Source organism: Rahnella sp. 2050, assembly GCF_040544515.1.
GTDB lineage: Bacteria > Pseudomonadota > Gammaproteobacteria > Enterobacterales > Enterobacteriaceae > Rahnella > Rahnella aceris.
Genome location: NZ_JBEPKE010000010.1, coordinates 1 through 14768, shown reverse-complemented (window position 1 = coordinate 14768; position 14768 = coordinate 1). Strand labels below are relative to the sequence as shown.

At 49.4% G+C, this 14768-nt stretch carries 13 protein-coding genes; 6 read left to right on the top strand and 7 right to left on the bottom strand.

Annotated elements, in window-relative coordinates; genetic code table 11:
• The first annotated feature begins 272 nt into the window (after window positions 1-272).
• The 3 genes from glnA to glnG all read left to right on the top strand — a co-directional run bounded on the left by glnA (window position 273) and on the right by glnG (window position 4404).
• On the top strand, window positions 273-1682 hold the full coding sequence (gene glnA, locus ABIC79_RS23220; RefSeq protein ID WP_013577652.1) for a glutamate--ammonia ligase: 1410 nt from the start codon (window positions 273-275) through the stop codon (window positions 1680-1682).
• Between the two features lie 252 nt (window positions 1683-1934).
• Window positions 1935-2984 (top strand): nitrogen regulation protein NR(II), encoded by a 1050-nt coding sequence (gene glnL, locus ABIC79_RS23215; protein ID WP_013577653.1) that lies wholly within the window; start codon window positions 1935-1937, stop codon window positions 2982-2984.
• Window positions 2985-2991: 7 nt separating this feature from the next.
• On the top strand, window positions 2992-4404 hold the full coding sequence (glnG, locus tag ABIC79_RS23210; protein WP_013577654.1) for a nitrogen regulation protein NR(I): 1413 nt from the start codon (window positions 2992-2994) through the stop codon (window positions 4402-4404).
• 64 nt (window positions 4405-4468) lie between these two features.
• Here the strand turns inward: glnG and hemN are convergent, their stop codons facing one another.
• Together hemN and yihI are read right to left on the bottom strand one after the other, a co-directional pair.
• Complete coding sequence (hemN, locus tag ABIC79_RS23205; RefSeq protein WP_121020214.1) at window positions 4469-5842, bottom strand: oxygen-independent coproporphyrinogen III oxidase; 1374 nt, start codon at window positions 5840-5842, stop codon at window positions 4469-4471.
• A gap of 187 nt (window positions 5843-6029) precedes the next feature.
• Complete coding sequence (gene yihI / locus ABIC79_RS23200; protein WP_119262207.1) at window positions 6030-6581, bottom strand: Der GTPase-activating protein YihI; 552 nt, start codon at window positions 6579-6581, stop codon at window positions 6030-6032.
• Between the two features lie 579 nt (window positions 6582-7160).
• Here yihI and yihA point away from each other — a divergent pair.
• Window positions 7161-7811 carry a ribosome biogenesis GTP-binding protein YihA/YsxC gene (gene yihA / locus ABIC79_RS23195; RefSeq protein ID WP_013577657.1) on the top strand — a complete coding sequence of 217 codons (651 nt, stop codon included), beginning with the start codon at window positions 7161-7163 and terminating at the stop codon, window positions 7809-7811.
• Window positions 7812-7949: 138 nt separating this feature from the next.
• Here the strand turns inward: yihA and spfP are convergent, their stop codons facing one another.
• The 5 genes from spfP to ABIC79_RS23175 form a co-directional block, all read right to left on the bottom strand.
• Window positions 7950-7997 carry a small protein SpfP gene (spfP, locus tag ABIC79_RS25690; RefSeq protein WP_071892919.1) on the bottom strand — a complete coding sequence of 16 codons (48 nt, stop codon included), beginning with the start codon at window positions 7995-7997 and terminating at the stop codon, window positions 7950-7952.
• A gap of 164 nt (window positions 7998-8161) precedes the next feature.
• A complete protein-coding gene (polA, locus tag ABIC79_RS23190) occupies window positions 8162-10966 on the bottom strand; it encodes a DNA polymerase I (RefSeq protein ID WP_121020215.1) in 2805 nt (934 codons plus the stop codon).
• 387 nt (window positions 10967-11353) lie between these two features.
• Window positions 11354-11977: a thiol:disulfide interchange protein DsbA gene (gene dsbA / locus ABIC79_RS23185; protein ID WP_013577659.1), complete on the bottom strand. Its 624-nt coding sequence runs from the start codon at window positions 11975-11977 to the stop codon at window positions 11354-11356.
• Between the two features lie 45 nt (window positions 11978-12022).
• Window positions 12023-13009: a serine/threonine protein kinase gene (locus ABIC79_RS23180; RefSeq protein ID WP_121020216.1), complete on the bottom strand. Its 987-nt coding sequence runs from the start codon at window positions 13007-13009 to the stop codon at window positions 12023-12025.
• A gap of 92 nt (window positions 13010-13101) precedes the next feature.
• The gene (locus ABIC79_RS23175; RefSeq protein ID WP_013577661.1) at window positions 13102-13371 is read right to left on the bottom strand and encodes a YihD family protein; all 270 of its coding nucleotides are present in this window, start codon (window positions 13369-13371) and stop codon (window positions 13102-13104) included.
• A 153-nt stretch (window positions 13372-13524) separates the two neighbouring features.
• Here ABIC79_RS23175 and mobA point away from each other — a divergent pair, with 153 nt between their 5' ends.
• Complete coding sequence (mobA, locus tag ABIC79_RS23170; protein ID WP_037035575.1) at window positions 13525-14112, top strand: molybdenum cofactor guanylyltransferase MobA; 588 nt, start codon at window positions 13525-13527, stop codon at window positions 14110-14112.
• On the top strand, window positions 14109-14642 hold the full coding sequence (gene mobB / locus ABIC79_RS23165; RefSeq protein ID WP_037035576.1) for a molybdopterin-guanine dinucleotide biosynthesis protein MobB: 534 nt from the start codon (window positions 14109-14111) through the stop codon (window positions 14640-14642). Before mobA ends, mobB begins: the two co-directional genes overlap by 4 nt.
• The last annotated feature ends 126 nt before the right edge of the window (window positions 14643-14768 follow it).

Here is a 14768-nt window from a genome sequence, read left to right as displayed (position 1 = left end):
AGAATTCCGTTATGGTGCATACTTGTCGAGTGCAAAAGCCCTGTAAAATGGCGTTGTTTGCATTTTCTCAAAGTTGGCACAGTTTTCGCTAATAGTTTTTAGAGTAAAAGTTTTTTAGGGTAAAAAATTTTTTACAGGGTGAAGAGCCTGACCAGACAAATAATAGCGCTGTTCAGTCTACACGCCAGTTCCAGTAAGGCTGTTATTTCCAACTAAAGACCAAAAATGGTTATTCGTTCCACGACGATAATGAGAAATTCGGGAGAACTAGTATGTCCGCTGAACACGTTTTGACGATGCTGAATGAGCATGAAGTGAAATTCGTAGATTTACGCTTCACTGATACCAAAGGCAAAGAACAGCACGTCACCATTCCTGCGCACCAGGTTAGCGCTGACTTCTTCGAAGAAGGCAAAATGTTTGACGGCTCTTCAATCGGTGGCTGGAAAGGCATTAACGAATCTGACATGGTCTTGATGCCAGATGCGAGCACTGCTGTTCTTGACCCATTCTACGAAGAAACTACCCTGATCATTCGTTGCGACATCCTTGAGCCAACCACGCTGCAAGGTTATGACCGCGACCCACGTTCTACCGCAAAACGTGCAGAAGATTTCCTGCGCTCTTCCGGTATCGCGGACACCGTTCTGTTCGGGCCAGAGCCAGAATTCTTCCTGTTTGATGATGTGCGCTTCGGCAGCAGCATCTCCGGTTCTCACGTCGCTATCGATGATATCGAAGGCGCATGGAACTCGAGCACCAAATACGAAGGCGGCAACAAAGGCCACCGTCCTGCAGTAAAAGGCGGTTACTTCCCGGTTCCTCCGGTCGACTCCTCCCAGGATCTGCGTTCTACCATGTGTCTGACCATGGAAGAAATGGGTCTGGTTGTTGAAGCTCACCACCACGAAGTGGCAACCGCTGGTCAGAACGAAGTGGCAACCCGCTTCAACACCCTGACTAAAAAAGCTGACGAAATCCAAATCTACAAATACGTGGTTCACAACGTGGCTCACGCATTTGGCAAAACTGCGACCTTCATGCCAAAACCAATGTTTGGCGATAACGGTTCAGGTATGCACTGCCACATGTCTCTGTCCAAGAACGGTAACAACCTGTTCGCTGGCGACAAATACGGCGGCCTGTCTGAAATGGCACTGTTCTACATCGGCGGTATCATTAAGCACGCTAAAGCAATCAACGCCTACGCTAACCCGACCACCAACTCCTACAAGCGTCTGGTCCCGGGCTACGAAGCGCCAGTAATGCTGGCTTACTCTGCGCGTAACCGTTCTGCATCCATCCGTATTCCACACGTATCAACGCCTAAAGCGATGCGTATCGAAGCACGTTTCCCTGATCCAGCGGCTAACCCATACCTGGCGTTTGCTGCACTGATGATGGCTGGCCTGGACGGTATCATCAACAAGATCCACCCTGGCGATGCGATGGACAAAAACCTGTATGACCTGCCACCGGAAGAAGAAGCAGAAATTCCAAAAGTTGCAGGTTCACTGGAAGAAGCCCTGAACGCACTGAACGAAGACCGCGAGTTCCTGACCCGTGGTGGCGTGTTCACTGACGACGCTATCGATGCTTATATCGGTCTGCGTAAAGAAGAAATGGACCGCGTGCGCATGACTCCGCATCCGGTTGAGTTCGAACTGTACTACAGCGTTTAATTTTTCGATTAAACCGGACTCAGCGCTCGTCTTCGGGCTGGCGCTGAGGGTAATACCCGACTGAAGGCCTGTGTTCACAAACCCTTCAGCGTCAAAATTAAGTAAGACGATTTATATTTGTTGCCGTGGAAACTTTCAGCCCATCTCCGGATGGGCTTTTTTCTCCACACTCTTTCCTGCTCAACCCCTCTGACCCGTGATTTCACCGGGTAGCGAGATAAAATGCACCAATCAGGTGCGGGAGACTGCGGTATGGCAACTGGCAAACTGCCCGATGCTGGGCAGATCCTGAATTCCTTAATCAACAGCGTTCTGCTGTTAGACGACGAATTGGCTGTGCATTATGCCAATCCGGCAGCTCAGCAGTTACTGGCGCAAAGTTCCCGAAAGCTTTTTGGCACCCCTTTGCCAGAACTGGTGGGATATTTTTCGCTGAACATCGAATTAATGCGTGAAAGTCTGACAGCCGGACAAGGCTTTACAGACAGTGAAGTGACGCTGGTCGTAGACGGCCGCGCGCATGTGTTGTCGCTGACCGCACAGATGCTGCCAGAAGGTTTCATTCTGGTGGAACTGGCGCCGATGGATAATCAGCGCCGCCTGAGCCAGGAACAATTACAGCACGCTCAACAGGTTGCTGCGCGTGATTTGATCCGCGGTCTGGCACATGAAATCAAGAATCCGCTCGGCGGGTTGCGTGGCGCAGCACAATTATTATCCAGAGCGCTGCCCGATCCGGCCTTGCTGGAATATACGAAAGTCATTATTGAGCAGGCTGACCGTCTGCGTAATCTGGTCGACAGATTGCTGGGCCCGCAACGTCCGAGCCAGCATGTGACACAAAGTATTCACCAGGTTGCGGAACGGGTTTGCCAACTGGTCTCGATGGAGAAGCCGGATAACGTTCAGCTGGTGCGGGACTATGATCCGAGCCTGCCTGAACTGGCGCACGACCCCGATCAGATAGAACAGATTTTGTTAAACATCACCCGCAACGCATTACAGGCGCTGGGGGAGGAAGGCGGCACAATTACATTACGCACGCGTACTGCTTTCCAGATTACGTTACACGGCGTGCGTTATCGTCTGGTGGCCCGTATCGATATTGAAGATGATGGCCCCGGCGTACCGGCGCATTTGCAGGACACCCTTTTTTACCCCATGGTCAGTGGCCGCGAAGGGGGCACCGGTTTGGGCCTGTCCATCGCGCGCAGTTTGATTGATCAGCATTCGGGTAAAGTTGAATTTAACAGTTGGCCAGGACATACCGAATTCTCGGTATTCCTGCCTATTCGCCAGTGAGGTTCTTATGCAACGAGGGATAGTCTGGATCGTCGATGACGATAGCTCCATCCGCTGGGTACTTGAACGTGCGCTCACTGGAGCCGGTTTAACGTGCACCACGTTTGACAGCGGCAATGAAGTGCTTGATGCCATTGCGACTCAAACCCCTGACGTTTTGTTATCAGATATCCGTATGCCCGGGATGGACGGTTTAGCGCTGTTAAAGCAGATTAAACAACGTCACCCGATGCTTCCGGTCATCATAATGACAGCACACTCCGATCTGGATGCTGCAGTCAGCGCCTATCAGCAAGGTGCGTTTGATTATCTGCCAAAACCGTTCGACATTGATGAAGCCGTGGCACTGGTTGAACGAGCCATCAGTCATTATCAGGAACAACAGCAACCGGCACGCAGCCAGCCTGCGAGTGGCCCGACCGCAGACATTATCGGTGAAGCGCCCGCTATGCAGGACGTATTTCGCATCATCGGCCGTTTGTCCCGTTCTTCAATCAGCGTGCTGATTAATGGGGAATCCGGTACCGGTAAAGAGCTGGTCGCTCACGCCTTACACCGCCACAGCCCGCGCGCCAAAGCGCCCTTTATCGCGCTGAATATGGCTGCTATCCCGAAAGACCTGATTGAGTCCGAATTATTCGGCCACGAGAAAGGGGCGTTTACCGGCGCCAACACCGTCCGTCAGGGACGTTTTGAACAAGCCGATAACGGCACGCTGTTCCTCGATGAAATCGGGGATATGCCGCTTGATGTGCAAACCCGTCTGCTTCGCGTGCTGGCAGATGGCCAGTTCTATCGTGTTGGCGGTTATGCGCCGGTGAAAGTGGACGTGCGTATTATCGCTGCGACTCACCAGAATCTGGAGCTACGGGTTCAGGAAGGGAAATTCCGCGAGGATTTATTCCACCGCCTGAACGTTATCCGCGTCCATCTGCCGCCGCTGCGTGAACGTCGTGAAGACATCCCGCGTCTGGCGCGTTACTTCCTGCAAGTCGCGGCTAAAGAGCTGGGTGTGGAAGCAAAAAACCTGCATCCGGAAACAGAAACGGCACTGACGCGATTGCCATGGCAGGGCAATGTGCGCCAGCTGGAAAACACCTGCCGCTGGCTCACCGTCATGGCGGCGGGTCAGGAAGTGCTGATTCAGGATTTACCCAGCGAACTGTTTGAGACCTCGGCCCCTGAAACCGGTGGTCAGAGTCTGCCAGACAGTTGGGCGACATTGCTGGCACAATGGGCAGACCGTGCGCTGCGTTCCGGTCATCAAAACCTGCTGTCAGAAGCGCAACCTGAAATGGAACGTACATTACTGACCACGGCGCTGCGCCATACACAGGGACATAAACAGGAAGCGGCACGGTTGCTGGGCTGGGGGCGAAATACCCTGACCCGCAAACTGAAAGAACTGGGCATGGAATAAAAGTCCTCGCACCAGACAGCAAAACAGCCGCTTATGCGGCTGTTTTTATTTGCAGAGCAGACTGTCAGATAACGCGGGAGAATTGTTGCTGGCGCACCTGACGTCGCAGATAAATATCAAAGCACATACAGATATTACGGATCAGCAAACGCCCGCGCGGTGTCACCTGAATATGTGTGCCACTCACCTCAACCAGCCCGTCTTCAGCCAGCGGCTGCAGCAGTGCCAGATCATCAGCAAAATAATCGGTAAAACGAATATCGTAACGCTGTTCGATATCAGCAAAATTCAACTCAAAATGGCAGATCAGAGATTTAATGACATCACGACGAAGGCAGTCATCATTCGTCATTTCCAGACCCCGCCATAAGGCATGTCCCTGCTCTTCCACATGAGCGTAATAGGTTTTGATATCTTTTTCGTTCTGCGCGTAGGTATCGCCGAGCATGCTGATGGCCGAAACGCCCATTCCCAGCAAATCACTGTCGCCCTGTGTGGTGTAGCCCTGGAAATTGCGGTGCAATTTGCCTTCGCGCTGGGCAATCGCCAGTTCGTCTTCAGGGCGAGCAAAGTGATCCATCCCGATAAAGCGATAGCCGAAACCGGTCAGTGAAGCGATGGTTTCCTGCAAAATTTTCAATTTCTCTTCCGCGCCAGGCAAATCAGCATCTTTGATTTTGCGCTGAGCGGCGAACAATTTTGGCATGTGCGCATAATTGAACACACTCAGACGATCAGGGTTGAGCTCTGCCACACGCTGCAGCGTGTAAGCAAAACTTTCTGCCGTCTGTTTCGGCAGACCGTAAATCAGATCGATATTAGTCGAGTTGAAACCCAGCGCCCGGGCGCGTGCAATGAGGGCAAAGATGAAATCTTCATCCTGCTCACGGTTAACCAGAAGCTGCACTTCTTTGTTGAAATCCTGGACCCCCATACTCAGGCGGTTAAAGCCTTCGCTGCGCAGATGGTCAAGCACATCAAGCTCAATTTCACGTGGATCTACCTCCAGTGACATTTCTGCGTCGGGCAGGATATCAAAGTGTGCCCGCAGAAGGCCCATCAGACGGCTTATCTGCGCTTTATCGAGGTAAGTCGGAGTACCACCGCCCCAATGCAGCTGACTGACCTGACGACCTTTAAAGAGCGGTGCACGGTGACTGATCTCTTTTTCAAGCACGTTGAGATATTCTTCGGCTTTATGCTGCTGGCGGGTCACCAGTTTATTGCAGCCGCAGAAGTAGCAGAGCTTATGGCAGAAAGGAATGTGCACGTACAATGAGAGCGAGCGTGCCGGATAACGGGCAGCCGCATTTTCGAAAGCGGTATTATCGTAGCGTTCACTGAACTCAAGTGCTGTTGGATAGGATGTGTATCGCGGACCCGAATAATTGTATTTCTGGATCAGCGCTAAATCCCAGACGGTAGTCTGTTCTGACATGGGGTACTCACTCCTTCCGGCGTCGGATGCGACCGGTTCGCTTTACAGGCAGGCTTTGAGCCTGCCGTGCAAAGGTCGCTCTGCGCAGACGTGCTTTGGTTTTCGATAACCGGCGTAGTTTACCGAATAACCAAAGCAGATAACATGCAAAGAGTAAGGCTATTGCCGGGATGACCCAGCGCATAGCTTAGAAACCTTCTTTTGGATTTCCGCGCTTGAGCAACTGCATCATGTCTTCGTTTTTCTCTTCTTCTTCGTCATCTTCATCTTCGCCGAGTTCGATGCCGAGGATTTCCATCAGAACGTCGATGCGATCAAGTGTCTGATCAACATAAGCCTGATCTTCTGCGCTTAATGCTTTGCCATCGTCGATGAGATCCAACAAAGAATCCAGACGCTCATCATTTTCGAGTAACGTCAGTTCTTCTTCCGGTGTCATCTTAGGTTTTGCATCTTGCTTCGGCTGTGCGGCTTTTTTAGCTTTCGCTGCATTGTTCGTAACGGTCTCAACGATCAAAGGCACGGCTTTTTTGCTACCGATACGCGGATCGGCTTTTTTCGTGCCCGCGCCGCTTTGGTTCTGGGCCGCATCCGGATTGGCGCGTGAGCCTGCTTTATGGCCACGGCGCTTGTTGTCACGCTTGCGTTCGCGCGCTTCGATATCAAGCTCGACACGACTTTTCTTCTTCGTTTTAGCTGTCGCGGTATTGGCGCGCGGTGCTTTCGCTGGCTGTTTCATGGCATCTGCTCTTAGGTGTGTACATTTAGTATAGATTTGCGCCGGAATCTAGCAGAAAGCGGGCAAAGAAAAAAGGCAGCAAGGTAACCTTGCTGCCTTTTTCTTTCCTTCCTCAGAAGGATATTCATCAAATACTTTCCCTGTATAGCATCAACGTCCCGGTTTTTCCTTTGCCTTTCAGAGCCTCCGGCTCCGTTCATCCTTAAATCGCGATGCATTTCCCGTGATCCGTGAATGCAATTTTCGTCCCTGTTTCCGTTCTCGCCTTCACCGCGTAAGAAATACTTTACCCGACTGGCACAAAGGCTCAAGATACCCGCCAGCCGTCTTGTCGATTTCATAACGACATCAATTTTATCTTATTGAAATTGAATAACATTAAAAAATTCGGCGACAAAACAAGCGAAATAACCCGCATCATGAATAGCAAATGTCTTACATCATGAAGGCAATTTCCCCCGCCTTCATCTCTGTGGTCCCTTCGCCTCATCATTCGGATTTTAAAAACACGAACGCATCTCGGCTGTGTTGCAGTTATAATCGCCAGCCAGATACTCATGCCTCACGGAGACGCACGCTTTGACCAGCCAAACTTACAACTATCATATGACCCATTTCGTCATGAGCGCCCCGGATATCCGGCATTTGCCATCTGACGCAGGCATTGAAGTCGCATTTGCTGGTCGTTCAAACGCCGGCAAATCCAGTGCGCTGAATACCCTGACACAGCAGAAAAGCCTCGCACGTACCAGTAAAACGCCTGGCCGTACTCAGCTCATCAACCTGTTCGAAGTGAAGCCGGGCATCCGCCTGGTCGACTTGCCGGGTTATGGCTACGCGGAAGTACCGGAAGAAATGAAGCGTAAATGGCAGCGCGCGCTGGGCGAATATCTGCAAATGCGTAACTCCCTCAAAGGTCTGGTTGTGTTGATGGATATCCGCCATCCGCTTAAAGATCTCGATCAACAAATGATTCAGTGGGCAGTTGATGTGGGTACGCCGGTCATGTTGCTGCTGACTAAAGCCGACAAACTGGCTTCAGGCGCACGTCAGGCGCAGATAAAAATGGTCCGTGAAGCGGTGAAAGAATTCATGGGTGATATTCAGGTAGAGGCATTTTCCTCACCGAAGAAAATGGGCGTGGATAAACTGAGTGACAAACTGAACACCTGGTTCAGCGAAATCCCGCCGGAAGTGCAGGAAGAAGAGCTTTCTAACGAAGGCGAATAGTAGCGCCCCGGGAACGGGGAAATGTAAGTAAAGAACAGAAAGGGGTGACCGCAAGGTTGCCCTTTTTTATGGGTATAACGCTATGAAAAATCCAATAAAAAACGCCCCAGACATAAATGCCTGGGGCGGCTAAAATATTCAGCCAAATCCGATTACGTGAAGTAAAAGGTCTGAAAGATAGAACATCTTACCTCTGTACCCTACGAGAGAAACTTTACCCTATTTTCTGACGGGGAAAAAGAACTTTTTGTAGTTTACTTACACAAAAATCGCGGATTATGCGATCACTCTCATGGTATGAGCACATAATCCTGTAGCTTAATTACAAAAAAAGCTTAATAACTATTCACTTAGTGAGCCTGATCCCAGTTTTCGCCAGTGCCCACATCTACTTTCAGTGGAACGGCCAGCGTCATGCTTGCTTCCATAAGATTACGGATTTTTTCGCTTGCCACTTCCACATCATCTTTATGCACTTCAAACACCAGTTCATCGTGTACTTGCATGATAATGCGAGCACGCGGCGCATCCGGTTGTTTCAGCCAGTCAGCGACGCTTATCATCGCACGCTTGATAATATCCGCAGCCGTTCCTTGCATCGGGGCGTTGATCGCTGCACGCTCCGCACCTTTACGGCGCATGGCGTTACTGGACTTAATGTCTGGCAGATACAGACGGCGACCATCCAGCGTTTCAACGTAACCCTGCTCAGACGCCTGAGTGCGGGTGCGTTCCATGTATTCCAGCACGCCCGGATAGCGCTCAAAGTACAAATCCATATAACGCTGGGATTCTTTGCGCGGAATATTTAGCTGGCGCGACAGACCAAAGGCGCTCATGCCATAAATCAGGCCGAAGTTAATCGCTTTCGCACTGCGGCGTTGCTCACCGGATACTTTCTCCAGCGGCGTACCGAAGACTTCTGCGGCAGTCGCGCGGTGGATATCTTTCCCCTCGGCGAACGCTTTCAGCAAACCTTCATCCTTAGATAAATGCGCCATGATACGCAGTTCAATCTGCGAGTAGTCGGCAGCGAGAATAATGTAGTCTTTCGGCGCGATAAACGCCTGACGGATGCGGCGACCTTCGTCATTACGCACCGGAATATTTTGCAGGTTTGGATCACTGGAAGATAGACGCCCGGTGGCAGTCACTGCCTGATGATAAGACGTGTGCACACGTCCGGACTGCGGATTGATCATCAATGGCAGTTTATCGGTATAGGTCGATTTCAGTTTTGCCAGACCACGATATTCAAGAATGACTTTTGGCAGCGGGTAATCCAGAGCCAGCTCAGCCAGAACTTCTTCATTAGTCGATGGCGCGCCACCCGGCGTTTTCTTCAGAATCGGTAATTTCTGTTTTTCATACAGAATGGCCTGCAATTGTTTGGTCGAAGACAGGTTGAAAGGTTCTTCTGCCAGTTCATGTGCCTTGTTTTCCAGCTCATTCAGACGGATAGCCAGTTCTTTTGAGTGGGCGGCGAGGATATTCTGATCAATCAGAACGCCAGTGCGCTCGATATGAGACAGCACAGGTACCAGCGGCATTTCGATATCCGTGAAAACAGTCTTCAGGGATTCGCTTTCCGCAATCCGAGGCCACAGTGCCTGATGCAATTGCAATGTTACATCAGCATCTTCCGCCGCATAAGGCGCCGCTTGCTCCAGCGCGATTTGGTTGAAGGTCAGTTGGTTCTTGCCTTTACCTGCGATCTCTTCAAAACTGACGGTCTTATGGCCGAGATAGCGATCGGCCAGGCTGTCCATATCATGGCGGCCAGATACGCTGTCGAGCACATAGGACTCGAGCATGGTATCAAAGGCAATGCCTTTTAATTCGATGTCATAACGCAGTAACACGCCGCGGTCGAATTTCAGGTTCTGACCCACTTTCAGCTGCTTTTCATCTTCGAGTATCGGCTTGAGCTGTTTCAATACTTCATCACGATCCAACTGTACCGGCGCATCCAGATAATCATGAGCAACCGGTAAATAGGCTGCTTTACCTGCTTCTGTAGCAAAAGATAAGCCAATCAGATTGGCGGTCAGCGTATCCAGACCATCCGTTTCTGTATCGAATGCAAACACCTCAGAGCCTTTCAGATAACCGATCCATTCATCCAGCGTCGCCTGATCCAAAATGGTGACGTAACCGTCCTGAGAAAGCTGGTTAGGTTCGATCACTGCTGCTGAAGTTGTGTCTTCAGCCTGTGCGCTTTTCTTCGCTGCTGCCGGCGCTTTACCTGCTGATTTTTTACCGCTCAGCCAGGTACCGGATTCAACATCAGCCAGCCAGCGTTTGAATTCATAGCGACCAAAAAGCTTGTGCAGTTCATCAGCATCAGGTTCAGAAACCGTCAGCTCTGCACAGGTTAAATCCAGCTTCACGTCAGTTTTAATGGTCGCCAGCTGGTAAGAGAGATAGGCGACGTCTTTATTATCAGCGAGTTTGGCGGCCATGGTTTTGGCGCCGCGGAAACTGAGTGTCGATACTTTATCAAGATCGGCATACAACGCATCAAGACCACCAATGCCTTGTAACAAGGCTTGTGCGGTTTTCTCCCCCACGCCCGGCACGCCTGGAATATTGTCCGAGGAGTCACCCATCAGGGCGAGGAAATCGATGATCAGCGAAGGCGGAACACCGTACTTCTCGACAACTTCATCTGGCCCCAGAATCGCGTTGTTCATCGTATTAATTAATGTCACGCCCGGTGTCACGAGCTGCGCCATATCTTTATCACCGGTGCTGATCAGAACAGCATGACCCGCCAGTTCAGCTTCGAGTGCCAGCGTACCGATTACGTCGTCCGCTTCTACACCAGAGACCACCAGCAAAGGCAACCCCATTGCTTTGACCATTTGGTGAAGAGGCTCAATTTGAGAGCGCAGGTCATCCGGCATCGGAGGACGGTGAGATTTATACTGTTCGAAAAGTTCGTCACGGAAGGTTTTGCCTTTCGCGTCAAAAACCACAGCGACATGGCTTGGTGTGTATTGCAGCAATAAACTGCGCAACATGTTAAGCACACCGTACATCGCACCGGTCGGTTCACCCGCAGAGTTGGTCAGCGGAGGAAACGCATGATAGGCGCGATAAAGGTAAGACGAACCGTCTACCAGGATTAAGGGGTTTTCTGCTATCTGGGCCATAACTCTTCTTTATTCGTGATCAGACATGCTCTAAGGATGCCATAGCCAGCGGGAAAGACGAACCTTGAGAGGGAAATTCATTGCGAAGTTGCGAGGGATCTCGAAGGATCATCCTGTGGATAACTTTGTGAATAGTTTTTATAGTAAATTATTATCTGATCATATCCGGAAAATACTCCAGAATTTTAACTACTGGTTTCATCAGGTTATCGGTTTTTTTATGAAATAGTCGTGTAATAGAAGCTTAATAGCTATTGTGGATAGTAATATTTACAGGAAACATTCCGGGCATAAATTATTTATATTTCATAGGGTACTCATTTTGGTTGTTATTTTTTTCAGAAAATATAACGCCAGCCCGAAAGCTGGCGCCGAGATCAGGAATTCTTATTTTTTGGTCGCTAAGAAATTGATCACATCAGAATATTGTTTGACATACATATCCATTGAGCTGGTATCAAGTCCGTCATTTTTAACCATGTATTTCCCATTCACAAATACAGAAGGGACGCCTTGCAGACCCAAATCAGCAGCGGCTTTTTCCTGCTGAACAACCAGTGATTTCACGACGAAGCTGTTAAGTGCGGCATCATAATCTTCGCCCTTAACACCCGCCTGAATAAAGACTTTACGGATATCATCAGCATTTTGTACCGACTGCTGTTTCTGCACAGCATCAAACATCAGCGGGCTGACTTTTTCTTCAACACCCAGAGCAATAGCCACAGCCCATGCCTGAGTTAGTTGCTTACCTAACGGCCCCAGGAACTCAACGTGGTATTTAGTGTATTTCACATCTTTTGGCAGGTTCTTACGGATGCTGTCAGAGACATGCCAGACTTGTTCAAACTGGTAGCAGTGCGGGCAATAAAATGAGAAAAACTCGAGTACCTGTGGCTCATTAGCTACGGTTTTATCTAAAGTAACGTATTGCGCGCCATCAGAAAATTGCGCTGCAGATACACTGAAGGCCATAACCATACCAACCAGTGCCAGGAATATCTTTTTCATATAAAGCCTATCTCCATTTAATTAAACTTGAACGTTAATCGTGACTCAATACATTGGCATCAGCCGTAAAGGAGGTGCCTGTAATTTCTTAATTTGCTCAGTGAAAGCCGCTATCTGACCACGCCAAAAATCTTCGTCCTGCATCCAGGGGAAGCTCTTAGGAAATGCAGGATCGTCCCAGCGACGGGCGACCCAGGCCAGATAATAAACCATGCGCATAGCACGCAGCGGCTCCATCAAAGACAGTTCACTGGTATCTAAATCAGCAAACTCTCCATAAGCTTCCAGCAAGATATCTAACTGAAGCCTTTGCTCACTTTGGTCGCCATGTAACAACATCCAGAGATCCTGGATTGCCGGACCATTACGGGCATCATCCATATCCACAAACAGCGGGCCATCTCGCCAGAGAATATTCCCCGGATGGCAATCCCCATGTAAGCGCAAAGGCTGCCAGTCGGTATGCCAGAATTCCCGGGTCGTCGTGATCAGTTTATCTGTCGCAGTTAAAAAAGGCTCTCGCAGGCTTTTGGGGATCAGAGGACACTGCGCCAGGACATCACGTGGTCGGGAAAGGTATTCATCGAGGCCAATTGTCGGGCGTGCGGTGAAGAGACTTTCACTGCCAACCTGATGGATACGCCCGAGGAATCGCCCCACCCATTCCAGCTGATCGAGATTATCTATTTCATACTGACGGCCACCGACGCTTGGAAACACGGTGAACATATAACCCTGGTAGTGATGAAGTGTATCTTTATTAATAGAAAGAGGGGCAACAGCAGGGATTTCAGCATCAGCCATATCACGAGAAAACTGGTGCTCTTCGTGGATTTGTTCTTCACTCCAGCGCTCCGGCCGGTAGAACTTCACTACATAACGTTTTCTGTCTTCTCCCAGAAACTGGTAGACACGATTCTCATAGCTGTTTAAGGCAGTGAGGCCGGACTCAGCAATCAGACCGATACTATCTAACGCATCAAGGATAAGATCCGGCGACAATGCCTGAAAATTAAAAGCAGAATTGTTCATAACTTCATTCGGGTTAGCCGCACAGAAAAGTGACAATGGGAAATAGTATCATCTATTTTTGGCGGTTCGCATGAAGTTCACATAAGTTTACATCAATCTTTAATCACGCCACGGGCACGTAAAAGTGCAGTTTTAAAGTCATCCTCATAATCTTTCTTTAAACCTGGGATTTCAGTCGTGCTGTCAGTTCCGCGCATTTTCAGGTGATAAATCAACATGTCATCACTCAGTTCTCCCAAAGGTCCCTGATAACCACATTCTGTCGCCAGCTTCTGAATAAACTCCATCAGGTTAAGATCGCAATCTTCTTTCCATGCAGGATGCAGCAGTTCGATCAACTCATTTACGCGATGTTCTTTCATGATATTCCCTTTCAACGTAGTTGCAGACCCTAAAAATAACAGGGTTATTTCTTCAGGGAAAGGACAAGCTGACCGGGTAACAGTTAAACCTGCCTGACCGCAAGGTAAGGCGTTACAATGAACGGAATATAGACATTTTTACAGGTAAATATTATGGGGCAGGATAACATTACCGGCGTGATTTTAGCGGGTGGTCGTTCGAGCAGGATGGGTGAAGACAAAGGGCTGGTCGAAATTAATGGTAAACCCTTATTTGAACATATTGCCGAAAGATTACGCCCACAAGTCGGAGATATTCTCATCAGCTGTAACCGAAACACGAAACGATATGGCCGAAATTTCCAGACGGTCCCTGACATTACACAGGATTTTCAGGGCCCCCTTGCAGGAATGCTTGCCGCATTATCTGCCAGTAAAACCGAGTGGGTACTGTTCGTTCCCTGTGACGTACCAGCCTTTCCGTTAAATCTTACCGAAGCCTTTTTAGCCAAAGCGGCCGGGCAACGGGCAGTTTTTGCCTGTGACCCTGAACGCGGGCATCCGACACTTTGTCTGCTGAACCGTAATCTGATTCCAGTACTGGAAACCTATCTCGCAAATGGCGACAGGAAATTAATGATTTTCTTTCATCAGATTGACGCAAAAGCAGTATTGTTCAACGAATCCACAGCGTTTTCCAATCTCAACACGCCTGAAGATGTGTCACATTGGAAAGCTAATCACCACGATATTTTAATATGATAACTCAACAAATTCCCTTGCTTGGGATCGTCGCTCACAGCGGAACAGGAAAAACAACATTGCTGAAGCAGCTTATCCCCTATTTGCGTCAACGTGGTATACGAACCGGTCTGATAAAGCATACACATCATGATGTGGATGTTGATACTCCAGGGAAAGATAGCTTTGAGCTACGTAAAGCGGGTGCGGACCAGACTATGGTTGCCAGCAGCAGCCGATGGGCATTAATGACAGAAATGCCCGAGCAGGATCATCTAAACCTAGACTATCTTGCGACGCGTTTTGACCGCAATAAACTGGATATGATCTTCGTTGAAGGGTTCAAGCATGAAGAGATCGACAAAATTGTGCTGCACAGGGAAGGAACAGGGGGAATATTGGAACAGTTAATTGATATTCATGCTGTTGCTGTGGCTAGTGATTGTCTATCAGAGACTATTTCAACGACAATTAGCGTCTTGAATATAAATAAGATAGAAGACGTTGGAGAATTTGTTATCAGGTGGCTGGAAAATCAGCAAAAACAGTAGTTTTCGATCTTCTGCCATTACCCAAATTTCCCATAGCAAAAAGCCCCGTACTTTCGTACGGGGCTTTCCACTTATTTGATGCCTGGCAGTTCCCTACTCTCGCATGGGGAGACCCCACACTACCAT

What these genes read in the sequence shown, in the direction of transcription:
- glnA (WP_013577652.1), top strand. Translation starts at nt 273, where the DNA reads ATGTCCGCTGAACACGTTTTGACGATGCTGAATGAGCATGAAGTGAAA.
- glnL (WP_013577653.1), top strand. Translation starts at nt 1,935, where the DNA reads ATGGCAACTGGCAAACTGCCCGATGCTGGGCAGATCCTGAATTCCTTA.
- glnG (WP_013577654.1), top strand. Translation starts at nt 2,992, where the DNA reads ATGCAACGAGGGATAGTCTGGATCGTCGATGACGATAGCTCCATCCGC.
- hemN (WP_121020214.1), bottom strand. Translation starts at nt 5,842, where the DNA reads ATGTCAGAACAGACTACCGTCTGGGATTTAGCGCTGATCCAGAAATAC.
- yihI (WP_119262207.1), bottom strand. Translation starts at nt 6,581, where the DNA reads ATGAAACAGCCAGCGAAAGCACCGCGCGCCAATACCGCGACAGCTAAA.
- polA (WP_121020215.1), bottom strand. Translation starts at nt 10,966, where the DNA reads ATGGCCCAGATAGCAGAAAACCCCTTAATCCTGGTAGACGGTTCGTCT.
- dsbA (WP_013577659.1), bottom strand. Translation starts at nt 11,977, where the DNA reads ATGAAAAAGATATTCCTGGCACTGGTTGGTATGGTTATGGCCTTCAGT.
- ABIC79_RS23180 (WP_121020216.1), bottom strand. Translation starts at nt 13,009, where the DNA reads ATGAACAATTCTGCTTTTAATTTTCAGGCATTGTCGCCGGATCTTATC.
- ABIC79_RS23175 (WP_013577661.1), bottom strand. Translation starts at nt 13,371, where the DNA reads ATGAAAGAACATCGCGTAAATGAGTTGATCGAACTGCTGCATCCTGCA.
- mobA (WP_037035575.1), top strand. Translation starts at nt 13,525, where the DNA reads ATGGGGCAGGATAACATTACCGGCGTGATTTTAGCGGGTGGTCGTTCG.
- mobB (WP_037035576.1), top strand. Translation starts at nt 14,109, where the DNA reads ATGATAACTCAACAAATTCCCTTGCTTGGGATCGTCGCTCACAGCGGA.